The organism is Paenibacillus chitinolyticus NBRC 15660 (assembly GCF_000739915.1).
GTDB classification, from domain to species: domain Bacteria; phylum Bacillota; class Bacilli; order Paenibacillales; family NBRC-103111; genus Paenibacillus_F; species Paenibacillus_F chitinolyticus.
The window spans coordinates 225188-238600 of record NZ_BBJT01000002.1 but is presented as its reverse complement, the minus strand read 5'-3'; the positions used below and the strand labels follow the sequence as shown (position 1 = coordinate 238600).

Annotated in this window: 12 protein-coding genes; 11 read left to right on the top strand and 1 reads right to left on the bottom strand. The window is 50.8% G+C overall.

Annotation, left to right across the window (positions count from 1 at the left end; translation table 11 throughout):
* Nucleotides 1-6: 6 nt before the first annotated feature.
* From PCH01S_RS02775 to PCH01S_RS02735, 9 genes are all read left to right on the top strand, one after another.
* A complete protein-coding gene (locus tag PCH01S_RS02775) occupies nucleotides 7-942 on the top strand; it encodes a carbohydrate ABC transporter permease (protein ID WP_042226597.1) in 936 nt (311 codons plus the stop codon).
* Between the two features lie 15 nt (nucleotides 943-957).
* Complete coding sequence (locus PCH01S_RS02770) at nucleotides 958-1782, top strand: carbohydrate ABC transporter permease (protein ID WP_042226596.1); 825 nt, start codon at nucleotides 958-960, stop codon at nucleotides 1780-1782.
* 23 nt (nucleotides 1783-1805) lie between these two features.
* Nucleotides 1806-3107: an alpha-galactosidase gene (melA, locus tag PCH01S_RS02765; protein WP_042226595.1), complete on the top strand. Its 1302-nt coding sequence runs from the start codon at nucleotides 1806-1808 to the stop codon at nucleotides 3105-3107.
* Complete coding sequence (locus tag PCH01S_RS02760) at nucleotides 3107-4063, top strand: carbohydrate kinase family protein (RefSeq protein ID WP_255246821.1); 957 nt, start codon at nucleotides 3107-3109, stop codon at nucleotides 4061-4063. The genes melA and PCH01S_RS02760 overlap by 1 nt, the downstream gene beginning before the upstream one ends.
* 107 nt (nucleotides 4064-4170) lie before the next feature.
* Nucleotides 4171-5715, top strand: a complete 1545-nt coding sequence (locus PCH01S_RS02755) for a choice-of-anchor Q domain-containing protein (protein ID WP_042226592.1) — start codon at nucleotides 4171-4173, stop codon at nucleotides 5713-5715.
* Between the two features lie 209 nt (nucleotides 5716-5924).
* Nucleotides 5925-7379: an aldehyde dehydrogenase family protein gene (locus tag PCH01S_RS02750; RefSeq protein ID WP_042226590.1), complete on the top strand. Its 1455-nt coding sequence runs from the start codon at nucleotides 5925-5927 to the stop codon at nucleotides 7377-7379.
* A 21-nt stretch (nucleotides 7380-7400) separates the two neighbouring features.
* Complete coding sequence (locus PCH01S_RS02745) at nucleotides 7401-8270, top strand: methyl-accepting chemotaxis protein (RefSeq protein ID WP_042226588.1); 870 nt, start codon at nucleotides 7401-7403, stop codon at nucleotides 8268-8270.
* A gap of 252 nt (nucleotides 8271-8522) precedes the next feature.
* Nucleotides 8523-9095 (top strand): hypothetical protein, encoded by a 573-nt coding sequence (locus PCH01S_RS02740; RefSeq protein ID WP_042226587.1) that lies wholly within the window; start codon nucleotides 8523-8525, stop codon nucleotides 9093-9095.
* 166 nt (nucleotides 9096-9261) lie between these two features.
* The gene (locus tag PCH01S_RS02735; protein WP_042226586.1) at nucleotides 9262-9651 is read left to right on the top strand and encodes an OsmC family protein; all 390 of its coding nucleotides are present in this window, start codon (nucleotides 9262-9264) and stop codon (nucleotides 9649-9651) included.
* A 202-nt stretch (nucleotides 9652-9853) separates the two neighbouring features.
* Here PCH01S_RS02735 and PCH01S_RS02730 read toward each other — a convergent pair whose 3' ends face one another.
* A complete protein-coding gene (locus PCH01S_RS02730; protein ID WP_042226585.1) occupies nucleotides 9854-10975 on the bottom strand; it encodes a winged helix DNA-binding domain-containing protein in 1122 nt (373 codons plus the stop codon).
* A 360-nt stretch (nucleotides 10976-11335) separates the two neighbouring features.
* Between PCH01S_RS02730 and PCH01S_RS02725 the strand changes: the two genes are divergently transcribed.
* The gene (locus PCH01S_RS02725; RefSeq protein WP_042226583.1) at nucleotides 11336-12010 is read left to right on the top strand and encodes a response regulator transcription factor; all 675 of its coding nucleotides are present in this window, start codon (nucleotides 11336-11338) and stop codon (nucleotides 12008-12010) included.
* Nucleotides 12007-13374 carry a sensor histidine kinase gene (locus tag PCH01S_RS02720; RefSeq protein ID WP_042226581.1) on the top strand — a complete coding sequence of 456 codons (1368 nt, stop codon included), beginning with the start codon at nucleotides 12007-12009 and terminating at the stop codon, nucleotides 13372-13374. The genes PCH01S_RS02725 and PCH01S_RS02720 overlap by 4 nt, the downstream gene beginning before the upstream one ends.
* Nucleotides 13375-13413 lie beyond the last annotated feature (39 nt).

The following is a 13413-nucleotide window of genomic DNA, read 5'->3' as shown; positions in this document are numbered from 1 at the left end:
CGGAGTATGAATCTTGAACCGGCAGCAGGCAGAACTCGAAAGATTCCACCGGCAGCTCAACATAAAGGCCGAAAGAACGCGCGCGCGTTTGTTTATTTGTCGCTGATTCCAATCCTGCTGTTATTCGGCGCATTCGCTTTTCTTCCGATCGGCTGGAGTCTCGGGCTGTCCTTTTTCAAATATAATCCCCTCAGCTCCAACACGACTTTCATCGGTGTGGAGAACTACGCACGGATGCTGGGAGATTCGGTCTTTCTGAAATCGCTCTGGGTGACGGTTAAATTCGTAGTCGTTGCCGTTGCGGTGAATATAGCCATCACCCTGCTCATTGCGGTGGCCATTCAGCGGCTGCAAACAGGATGGCTGCGCAATTTAATGCGCACGGTGTTTTTTCTGCCGACGATCGCCCCGCTTGCGGGAACGGCTATCGTGTGGAGCACGATGTTCAATTATAATCACGGCCTGTTCAACATGCTGCTTGAGAAGCTGCATATGGCGCCCGTCCAATGGCTGAGCGACCCGCATTATGCGTTGTATTCCGTCATTATCATGACGTTGTGGGCGGACATCGGCTACAATATCGTCCTGTTCATCGCCGGAATCGATTCCATTCCGGGGCTGTATTATGAAGCCGCTCTCTTGGACGGAGCGAACCGCTGGCATTCATTCCGGTATCTGACGCTTCCGCTTTTGCGGAGAACGATGCTGTTCGTATCCGTGACTACGGTCGTCTCTTATTTTCAGGCCTTCGCCCAATTCCAGATTATGACCAAGGGAGAACCGTTTAACGAAACGAGAGTGATTGCCCTGCACATTTATGAGATGGCTTTCTCCAACTCCAACATGGGCTATGCGTCGGCAATGGCAACTGTTTTCTTGATGATTATTCTGGCCGTGACCGTCCTGCAGCTTAAATGGGGCCGCACGGATTGGGAACATTGAAGGAGGCTCGAGTAGATGCAACGTAGAAACAGATGGCTGGACGGAGCGATTCTGATCGTACTGGCGGCTGCCGGTTGTTTAATGCTGCTGCCTTATCTTTGGATGGTTCTGTCTTCGCTGAAGAGCAATATGGAAATTGTCTCCGGATCGCACACCTTGTTCCCGCAAGAGGCAAGCCTGGAGGGCTATCGCACGGTGCTTGTGGATGCGCCTTTTGTACGATGGCTGCTAAATAGCGCGGTGACATCCGTCGTCATTACGGCAGCGACTCTTTTTACGAGCGCGCTGGCCGGTTATATTTTCGCCAAACACGAGTTCAAAGGAAAAAAGATCTTGTTCCTGCTCATTCTGGCCACGATGATGATCCCGTTTCAGGTCGTCATGATCCCGACTTATTTGATTACGGCCAAACTCGGTCTCGTCAACCAGCTGCTGGCGATTATTTTACCGAGTCTGGTCAGCTCGTACGGTGTTTTTCTCGCCAAGCAATTTATCGAGGACATCCCGCAGGATTTGCTCGATGCCGCCAGAATAGACGGTGCGGGGGAACTGCGGTTGATGGTCCGAATTATCACGCCGCTTATTTTCCCTATGTTGTCGGCGCTTGGCATCTTTACCTTCATGAATTCATGGAACAATTATTTGTGGCCGCTTATCGTATTGGACGACACCCGGAAAATGACGGTGCCGCTGGCTCTCGTTTATTTTAACGGAACGCATACCGTCAATTATAACGTCGTCATGTCGGCGGCTGTTCTAATAACGATTCCGGTGATTATCGTATTTCTCATTTTCCAGAAGCAATTTATTAAAGGCTTGACGATGACCGGCATGAAATAGACCTTGATAAGGAGAGAACAACTATGACTAAAATTTCAATTATCGGCGCGGGAAGCGCATTTACGCAGGAAATAACGACAGATATTTTACTGATCGAAGGAATAGAGGGGGGCACCCTCGCACTCGTGGATATCGACGGGGAACGATTGGAGATTGCCCGCAAGCTGGTGGCCCGGATTATCGAGAAAACGGGGAAGAAATGGAACGTAATCGCTTCTACCGACCGCAGGGAAGTAATCGGCGGCTCCCAGTTCGTCATTAATCAGATTGAAGTGGGCGGGCTTCAGACCGTCCGTTACGAATATGAAATTCCGTTGAAATACGGCGTAAATCAGTGTATCGGCGATACGCTCGGGCCCGGGGGGCTGTTTAAAACGCTGCGGACGCTTCCCGCCTGGATGGACATCGTACGGGATATCGAGGATTTGTGCCCGGATGCGACGATTCTCAATTATACGAACCCGATGTCGGCCGTCACGCTGCTTACGTCCCGCATCACGACGCTTCCCGTTGTGGGCCTGTGCCACTCGATTCAAAACACGTCCAGTCAGTTGGCCAAATATGCCGGGGTACCATACGAGCAGATGCAGTGGAAAGCGGGAGGCATCAACCATATGTCCTGGTTTGTCGAACTGACTCATGAAGGACAAGATTTGTACCCGCTGCTTCTGGAGAAAATTCAGGACCCCGAACTGCTGAAAAAAGATCCGGTACGCTTCGACGCGATGAAATATCTAGGGGCGTTCGTATCGGAATCGAGCGGGCATTTCTCGGAATACATTCCTTATTACCGCAAACGCCAATCGTTAATCGACCGGCACTGCAATTCGGGATACAACGGGGCGACCGGTTATTACGCGGAAAACTGGCCGATATGGCGTAAGGAAAACGATGAGAAAATCATCGAGCAGCTCGAAGGAAAACGGCCGCTTGAGCTCCAGCCGAGCAATGAGTATGCGGCCATCATTATCGAAGGCATGCTCAAAAACGAGCCGAAAGTCATCTACGGCAACGTGCCCAATACCGGCCTGATCACAAATCTGCCGTCCGACGGTATCGTGGAAGTAGCCTGCATGATCGACCGCAACGGCATTCATCCTTGTCATTTCGGCAGCTTGCCGGAGCATCTCGCCGCTTTGTGCCGCTCCAATATGGCCTTTTTCGAACTGGCCGCAGGCGCCGTGCTCCACAAGGATAAAGAAATGGCCCGCCATGCCCTGATGGTGGACCCGTTATCCGCAGCCGTATGCTCGCTCGAAGAAATCGGCGAGATGTTCGAGGAGCTGTACGAAGCGGAGCGGGACTTCGTTCCGGTGCTGAAATGATGCATACCGGCAGCAAAAGTAGACCGGTCGTTGTCGTCGCCGGCGAGATTAATGCGGATTTGATCGTATCCGGAAGGGATGTAATACCCGAGTGGAACCGGGAGAAAATCGTCGACGGGTTCCAAACGGTGCTCGGTTCTTCTTCTGCGATTACCGCTTGCGCGCTGGCCAGTCTGGGAGTAGATGTAAGGTTCGTGGGAGTTGCGGGCCAAGATGATCTTGGCGCCTTCTGCATCGGTGAGCTGCAGCGTATGGGTGTGAACACCGACGGAGTGACAGTACTGCCGGATGTTAAGACCGGTGTCACCTTGTCGTTCACGACTCCTTCCGACCGGGGTCTCTTGACTTATCCGGGCAGTATCCCGATGTTAGTACCCGAATATATTCCGGAAAATATTCTGCGCGAAGCGGATCATCTGCATTTCGGTTCCTACTTTTTGCAGGACGGCATGAGACCGCATTGGAAAAATCTTTTCAGAGAGGCCCGGGCCCGGGGAACGCGTACTTCATTCGACGCGGGTTGGGACGTGCGCAAGGAGTGGGATTCCGAGGGGATCCGTTCCCTGCTGGAGGAAACGGACTTGTTTATGCCGAGCGAGGACGAGGCGCTGCATATTTTCGCGGCGGACCGGATCGCAGATATCCGCGAGAAGCTCGGTAACGCAGCAGGACGGGTGGCCGTCAAGCAAGGGTCCAAGGGCGCGAGCCTGCTTGCTCCGGACGGGAGCGTCGTAACAGCCGCACCGTTCCGGGTATCTCCCCGGGATACGACGGGAGCCGGGGATTGTTTTAACGCCGGCATCATATACGCTTCTCTCCAAGGCCTGAAAGGAGAGGAGCTGCTCCGGCACGGCAACGCGTGCGGCGCACTGTCCACGCTCGGCGTCGGGGGAACGGGCAATCTGCCGACGACTGACGCCGTCGGCAGGCTGCTGAAAGAGCAGGCCGCCGTCTAAACTCGGACAAGGGAGGTGAGGCCCACACATTCTCGCAGAGGTATACGCGGTTTCGTTGAAGCGAAGCAAAGACCGACTACATTAACCAATCAGGGAGATGATTATTCGTGCAAATCGGCAAAACGTTCATTACGAGTTTAAGCCTGACCGCCGTGCTGGGTTTAGGACTGGGCATTGCCCAATCGCCGTCTGTATCGGCTGCAGGCCCCGACTATTATGTGGCGGCGAACGGGAACGATTCCAATCCGGGTACGTTAAGCTCGCCGTGGAAGACGCTGCAATATGCGGCGAATCAAGCGGGTCCCGGCAGCACCGTCTACGTCCGGGGCGGCGTGTACAACGAGAAATTGAAGATCACGAAATCCGGTTCTGCGCAGCAAGGCCCGATCACGTTCTCGTCCTACAATTCCGAGGCCGCCGTTATCGACGGTACGGGACTTTCGGTCAGCGGAACGGAAGGGCTGATCGACCTCACCGATGCCAGCTATGTCAACATTAAAGGATTTGAGGTCCGCAACTACACGACGGCCAAAAGCAATGTCATGCCGGTCGGCATTTACGTGCACGGTGCCGGAGGCTTCATAAACCTGTCCGGCAACAAAGTGCATGATATCAAGAACACGGCCGCTCCGGTAGGCACCGACCTTCTGGGAAGGGACGCCCACGGCATCGCTGTGTACGGGACGAAAGCTCCCCAGTCGATCCACGACGTTACGATTGACGGGAATGAGCTGTACAATCTCGTGCTGGGTTCCAGCGAGTCCTTGGTTCTCAACGGCAACGTCGACACGTTCGCCGTGACGAACAACACGATCCACGATAACGACAACATCGGCATCGACGTGATCGGTTTCGAAGGCAAGGCGCCGGATGCCGCATATGACCAGGCCAGAAACGGAGTCATCCGCGGTAATCGCGTATACAACATTTCATCCAATAACAACCCTTCGTACGGCAAAAAACTTCCGAACAACAGCAATTCGGCAGGCGGCATTTATGTCGATGGCGGCAAAGACAACCTGATCGAGAGGAACTACAGCTACGGCAACGATATCGGCATCGAGATCGCTTCCGAACACGCGGGCAAAGCGACCAGCCGTATTACCGTCCGAAGCAATATGATCTACAACAACCGCTTGACCGGGCTGGCTATGGGAGGTTACGACAAGCAGCGGGGAGCAACGGCAAACTGCGTAATCGTGAACAATACCTTCTATAAAAACGACACCTTGGGTGACGGCAGCGGACAACTGTATGTCCAGTACGATACTCAAAACAATGTTATTAAAAATAATATTTTCGTAGCGAGCTCTTCGAATGTTCTGATCTATAACGAATATACGAAAAATTCGGGCAACATTGTGGATTATAATTTGTACTTTGCGCCAGGGGGCAGTACCAATGCGGCCTGGACATGGAAAAATGTGACGTACAACGGTTTTGCCGCCTATAAAAAAGGCACGGGCAATGACGCTCACTCGCTGTTTGCCGATCCCTCCTTCGTAAATGCGGCATCGAGCGATTTCCATCTGAAGCCGGGCTCCCCGGCAATTGACGCCGGATCGACCGAGCCGGACATTATAGGCTCGCTTGATATCGACGGCGATCCTCGTGTACGGGGCGCAGCAGTGAATATAGGAGCGGATGAATAAAAACCGCCGCAGCCGGAACTAAGCGCTTGCCGCTTAAAGAGAACCAGCCTTTCCTTTAATAGGGAAGGCTGGTTTTGCGTTGGCAGTCCTTGACGGATTCAACCGGGAGGATGTCCTTCACACAATTGTAATCTTGAGGGACCTTAACAATATCCGCCAGATTGTCGATATATACGTTGCTATTAATTAACAGTCAAAGAGGGGATTATATGGACTTCCAACAGTTGGGCAAACAATTTATAGGCGGCGAATGGAGAGACGGCAAGAGCACTAAATCGCTGCCTGACATCAATCCGTATAATGATGCGGTTATCGCCACTTTTCAAATAGCCAATGTTGCGGACATAGATTGCGCTTATCAAGCTGCCTATAAAGCGAAGCTGGAATGGGACAAGGTTAACCCTTACGCCAAACGCGATATCCTTGAGAACGCGGTTAAATACATAGAAGCTCATGAGGAAGAAATTACGTCCATTATTGTTCAAGAACTGGGTGGAACACGTCTGAAGGCTGCCTTTGAGATCGGGCTTGTGAAAAATATGATAAAGGAAGCGGCAACGTTCCCGCTTAGAATGGAGGGCAAGATCTTGCCTTCCGTAGAGGACGGGAAGGAGAACCGGCTGTACCGGATCCCCGTCGGCGTGGTTGGGGTGATCAGCCCGTTCAATTTTCCTTTCTTCTTGTCCATGAAGTCGGTTGTTCCGGCGCTGGGGGCCGGCAATGGCGTGGTGCTGAAGCCGCACGAGGATTCACCGATTACCGGTGGTACTCTGATCGGCAAGATTTTCGAAGAAGCGGGAGTACCGAAGGGCTTGCTGAATGTTGTGGTGACGGATATTAAGGAGATTGGCGACGCGTTCGTCGAGCATCCGATTCCGAGGGTCATTTCCTTCACGGGCTCGACTAAGGTGGGAAGTTATATCGGCCAACTGGCCGTCAAAAACTTCAAAAAGCCGCTTTTGGAGCTAGGCGGCAACAGTGCGTTCATTATCCTGGAGGATGCGGATATCGACTATGCGGTACAAGCCGCGACATTCAGCAGATTCACGCATCAAGGCCAGATCTGTATGTCGGCCAACCGGATTCTCGTTCAGCAGACGATCTATCAGGATTTTACGGATAAATTCAGAGACAAGGTCTCCACACTCACAACGGGTGATCCTAGTGATCCGCAGACCATCATTGGCCCCGTCATCAACAACCGTCAAGCCGAAACACTGGAGAAGCTGATCGCAAGCGGCATTGAGCAAGGCGCTTCTGCGTTGGTGCAGGGGAAGATTACCGGCAGAATGGTAGAGCCTACCGTTCTTGTAAATGTTCAACCGGATATGGCCGTTGCTCAAGAGGAGTTGTTCGGTCCGGTTGTGTGTATCATCCCGTTCGAAACCGAAGAAGACGCGATTGAAATTGCCAACGATACACGTTTCGGGCTCAGCGGAGCCATTCACACTTCCAATCTTGAGCGCGGAGTAGAAATGGCGAAGAAGATCCACACCGGGATGATCCATGTGAACGATATCACAATTAACGACGAGCCGATCGTAGCTTTTGGCGGGGAGAAACAGTCCGGCTTGGGCCGTCTGAACGGCGAATGGAGCTTGGATGAATTTACGACGCTGAAGTGGATTTCGGTTAATTACAAACAAAGGAAATTCCCGTATTAAGGGCTGGGGAGAGAAGAGAACATGAATAACGTGACAGAAGCGCAGACACAGCATGAATTGATCAGGGCCTTTGTAAAGGTAGCTCCACTGTTGTCCAGTCTGAATCATGACGACATCACAATTGGCATTTATGACACGGAGAAGCTGATCATCAACATTCCGGGCAAAACCTTTTCGCTGAATGTCAGCCCGGGGGACCCGCTAATGGAGGGAGATATCGTAACCAATGCGATCCGGAATAATACGCCTCTAACGGCAGTCGTTCCGAAAGAGCTGTTTGGTTTTCCTCTTGCCGCACGCGCTATCCCGCTTCATGACGAGCAGGGCAGGGTTATCGGCGGCGTAGGCATGGGGACAAGCCTTGAGAAAGCGAACAAGCTTTTTGAAATGGCCGAAAGCTTTTCCGCAATTGTCGAACAAACGACGGCGTCTATCGGAGATATCAGCCAATCCGTTTCGAACCTTACCGACCGTGTGACCGACGTTACCCACCAAATGCAGGACGTTAGCTCCAGTGCGCAGCAGATCGGTAAAATTTCCGCTGTGGTTAAGGAGATTTCGGATCAAAGCAACATGTTGGGACTTAATGCTGCCATTGAAGCGGCAAGAGCGGGTGAAGTCGGGAGAGGCTTCTCCGTCGTAGCCGATGAGATTCGGAAGCTGGCGACCAGCTCCAAAGAGAATGTGGATCAGATTAATGGCATCACTAAAAATATTCAGGAACTTTTGCTGCGGTTAAATCATGCTTTCTCCGACATTTACACGCTTACCGATACCCAGTCGAAGGCGATCCGGGAATTCTCCGCAACGATCCAGGAAATCAGTACGAAAGCGGAGGATTTAGCGCAAGTTGCCGAAGCAACCCTTTATTCAAGCGAAAGCAAGCAATAGGAAAAAAGGAACCCTATTCGCTTTTGAACGAATCGACAAAGAAGAAGTGCAGTTGTAATGTACTTCTTCTTTTGTTTTTTCTTTTTTCCGGGGTTACTATGTAAGAAGGTCTAAGTCCAGATAATGACAGAGGACAACAAAGACGGGAGGACCTCTGTCCATCATTACCTAGCTGAAGATACTTTCAACTTGCCCTGCTATGATCCGGGTATTTCATTTCCGTTCGCTGATGAACATAAAGGAGAGGGGACAATGTCCGACAACGAATTGATTTTGCAGCAGAAAGCTCTGCAGACTGAAGCGGGAAAGATAGCAGAAGAACTGAAACTCAACGATTTGTTGAGCCAAGCGGGGGAGCCGGTTCGGGTCGGCAGTTCGGCTCTCGGGCTGATGGTCTGGAGAGATTTGGATATCACGGTCATCTGTTCGCGGCTTGATCAAAATGTTGTAGCTCAGATTGCTTCGGAAATTATGGTCCGTACGGGCGTGCGGGAGCTGAAATTTATTAACGATTCTGGCACTTGGAATACGGATCCAACCTATCCTGACGGATTGTACCTTGGCCTGAAATATAGGTCCGGGCAAGATAAGGATTGGAAGCTAGACATCTGGTTTATTGATGAACCGGAAAGGCAGCCTGATCTTGGACATATTAAGACAATGCCGGAACGCCTAACTCCGGAAAGGCGTCATTCCATCCTCAGAATCAAGAGTATATGGGCCGAACGTGCTGAATATGGCAAAACCGTGAGGAGTTATGACATTTATACTGCGGTTCTAGACGATAACGTGCATACGCCGGATCAATTTCTGGAATGGTTGTAGCAGCGATCTGCAAAAAGGAGATCATGAACGGATCAAAATGTTTCGATAATGGATGAAGTTTATAGGTAATATCTATTAAGTAAATTGATCTAATGTATTTAACTAATGGTGTCTTTAGAGTTATCCTGATTTATAAAGTGAAAAATTTATAACTGGAGGGAAGACTATGGTTATCTCAACAAGTGGAAGCGAAGCTTATATTACCGAGCTTTATAACGGTACTTCGAAAATTGATTCAGATGTTACCAAAGAGAAAGGGGGAAGTGGTAAATATTTTAGACCACATGATCTGATTGAATCCGGCTATGCTTCATGTTTGAATATTACAACGAGAATGGTGTTGGATTCTATGAATTTATCTTATGATGGGGTTACTGTTAAAGTTGAACTAGATAGAAGCAATGAAGAAAAGACTATTTTTAAGTATCAAATTGATATTTCCGGATCAATCGATAAAGAAACCAGGGAGGAAGTATTGAAAAGGGTAGCGAACTGTCCCGTAAAAAAAACACTATCAAAACAGCTGGAATTTATTAATGATTGCAATATTATTTGAGTAAGAATTTCTCTGCTTGCTTATTGTTGTGATATGATCTTGTATTTCCAATAACGGAAACGATTGCTCAATGAACCGCCTTTTCACCAAGGTGGTTTTCTTATGCTCAAATATCAACATTAGAATTTAACATAGCCTAAAGTAAAAAGCTGGCCCTATCACACTTTCGGAGTGATGTGGTCAGCTTTTTTAGATCATAGCCTTATTCAGGCTTAACATAACGGATATCGTATGTTTCCGCATCTTCCGCAATAAACCGGAGGAGCCGGGAGCCTTCCTCGGCCAAAGCCGTTCGGTACTCCGTGGACAGCGGCTTGAAGGGCTCTATGACCAGGGTTGCTGAACCGCGGGATCGTTCAACCTTCCAAGTACCGCTTACGAATCCGTCGACAAGGACGGTGGCCCGGATGATGCCGTTGACGGTAAAGACTCGGGAGCGGTGCTCTTCCGCTATAATGCGGCTCCGATCGGCATAAGACAGCAGCATGTTGTCGAACTCCGGCAGGAAACGCAGCGGAGTCAGGCTGTCCGGGTCCATGAGCGGCAATCCGCTCACGTCGAACAGCTCGCTTCCATGCTCGTCGCGGTACGTCATCAGTCTCGGACGGAGACGGTCTACCGCTTCGCGCAGGCGAGTCAGTCCGGACCAGACCTGCATATCCTGCACGGTGGCAGGGCCGAATGCGGTCAGGTAGCGAAGGAGCATCTCGTCCGGCCCGGTGCTGGCCTGGAGTGGCTTGCCGAGCCAAGTCTCGGCAGGCGTGTGGGCGGCGAGGCCCCCGACGCCCCAGATTCCGCGTGGCGGCACTTGGACAAGCGGCACGAGTGTGCGGACGACGGCCGCGAGCGCTGCAGGATCTGTGTCCGGCCACTGGTTGCCCAGAAGCGATCCTAGTTCGCTGAACGTACGCGGTTCCTGCTCGGCCAGCGTTCTCCCGGCAGCTGCAATCGCTCCAATGTTCAGACCGGCAAGCTTACGGCCGTAAGAGCCTTTCAGGCCGCGGTCCAACACGGGCTGCAGAAGCGGCCGCAGGCCAAGGCAGTCGTGAGCTGTAACCAGGTGAAGGGTAGAGCGCATCATAGCGATTCGTACCACCTGCCGTTCCAGGAGCAGTTGAGACAAGTCTTCATGACGGAAGTCTTCAAGCCGTGTCCATAGCCCGATATAAGGAGGATTGGACGCCTGAGCTTGAAGGCCGACCAGATGACGGATGGCTTCCGGCACGGACAAATCTGGCCGGCTGAGCAGAAGCTGCCGCTGGAGCAGGGTCCGGTTCAGTACATGCCGACTGAGCACGGAACCGGATGCTGCCTGATCTTTCATAAAATCGGGAGCGGCCGAAGAAATTCCAGACCAATTCGGTTACAGCCGGACGCTTTCGTATCATGATTCCAGTTCATGTAAAGTTCCCCCTGTGACAAAAACCTTATTTGATAAGGGGAATACTACCATGCCCGTAAAGGAAGATCAACTTCGCTTGGATCAAAATAGCCCGGTATTAAATTAATGTCTGCGCGGCGAAAGAGATGCGGAAACTTGAATCCGGATTCGATTGTCGATTTTATCGAAGATGAATGGTACCCTGCTGTTTATAGAAATAATAGGAGAAGGGTACATCAAACCTATTTATAGTATAATGATATCTACTACTATACAGGATGGAAAACAGGAAAGAGGGAGCAGATGCCTACTATACTGGTTGCGGATGACGATGCGAACATTCGCGAACTCGTCTGTTTGTTTCTACGGAACGACGGATTCTCAACAGCGGAAGCGGCAGACGGCAAAGAAGCACTGGCCGTCTATACCTCGACGCATATTGATCTTGTCGTGCTCGATATTATGATGCCGATTATGGATGGCTGGACGTTGTGCAAGGAACTCCGAAGAGCCAATCCCGATCTGCCCTTACTTATGCTGACTGCGAGAGGCGAAACATGGGAGAAAGTGAAAGGTTTTGAACTCGGGACGGACGATTATTTGACGAAACCATTCGATCCGCTGGAATTGACGGTTCGTGTTAAGGCATTATTGAAACGATACCGGATTGGCTCCACGCAGACGATCCAGTTCGGCAGCGTCATCCTCGATCGGCAGACCTATAAGGTAATGAGAGGGACGGAGTCGCTCACGCTGCCGCTCAAAGAGTTTGAGCTCCTGTATAAGCTCGCCGGAACACCCGGGCAAGTTTATACGCGCGGTCAGTTGATCGATCAGATATGGGGGATCGATTACGCCGGAGATGATCGGACGGTAGACGTGCATGTTAAACGTCTGCGTGAACGGTTCGCCTCGACACCCGAATTTCGGATCGAAACGGTGCGCGGGCTCGGCTATCGGCTTGAGGTTTGTGAATGATCAAATCCTTATATATACGTGTTGTTCTTACATTTCTAGTCAGCGTCATCGCAGGCACGGTCATTGCTTTTTTTGTGTCCACTTGGATATTTGAAGATAAATTAAACGAAAACGCACAAATCAACTTGCGTAACTTTGGCCAAGACATCGTCCGGATTTACAAAACCCTTCCGCTGCGTGAAGCGGATTCGTTCGTAAGCGAAATGAAGCAGCTCGATTCTTATTACATTCGAATTTACGAAGCAACGGGTCAGTTCCAGTCTTACGGAAAACTTAACGGACACAAACCGGCCGTTGTGACGGAGGAGCAGCTGAAGAAAGTAATCGACGGCGGCGTCGTTCAAGACACTCCGAATGGGATTGCCTCCGTCCTCTTAGGACTGCCGCTAAAAACGGAAACGGGAACGAAAGCGATGTTTCTGGAAACGCTCGCCCCGCCTTCCGCCTCTTTTGTCGTCAAGTGGGCCTGGATCTTTGCAACCTGTTCGTTGATTGCAGGAAGCTTATTGATTCTGGTTGCCTCTATATTCCTGGTAAAACCGATCAAAAAGCTGACAAAAGCAACCAAGCGAATAGCTACCGGAGATTTCAACGTCAAGCTGAATATTAAGCAAAAGGGCGAGCTGGGTACTTTGGCTCGCAGCTTCGAAGATATGATGCATGATCTTCAGCAACTTGAGCAGATGCGTAGAGATTTCGTATCGAACGTATCGCACGAAGTTCAGTCGCCGCTCACCTCAATATCCGGTTATGCTAAAGCGCTTAAGCAAGTAAATATCGCAGATCACGAGCGAAGCCGTTATCTCGATATTATTATCGCGGAAGCAGAGCGGATGTCCAAGATGAGCGATAGTGTGCTCAAGCTAAGTTTGCTTGAATCGCAGTCACAGCAGCTCCGGCTCAGCACGTTCAGCCTGGATGAACAGATTAGACGAGTCATCGTCGCGATCCAGCCGCAATGGTCGGCTCGCAACATCCGTTTCGAGCTCAATTTGAAGGCCGTTAGCCTAACGGCTGATTATGATCTGTTAAACCAGGTATGGACGAACCTAATTGCCAATAGCATCAAATTTTCCAAGGATGGCGACGTAATTAGCGTCACCATCCTGCAAGATATTAAAAACGTAATCGTCCGAATATCCGACACGGGGATCGGTATTTCCTTAGAGGACCAGAAGCGTATATTCGAGCGATTTTTTAAGGCCGATCGTTCCCACAGTCGCAAGTATAGCGGTAGCGGTATGGGACTCGCCATTGTTAAACAAATCGTATCGCTTCATCAAGGCGACATCCGAGTGGAAAGCGAACCCGGCCGAGGAACGACTGTCATAGTCACTTTGCCGATCACAACGCCGACTGAGTAACTAGATTCCTCATGTAAAATTCGGATTGTCAAACGATGT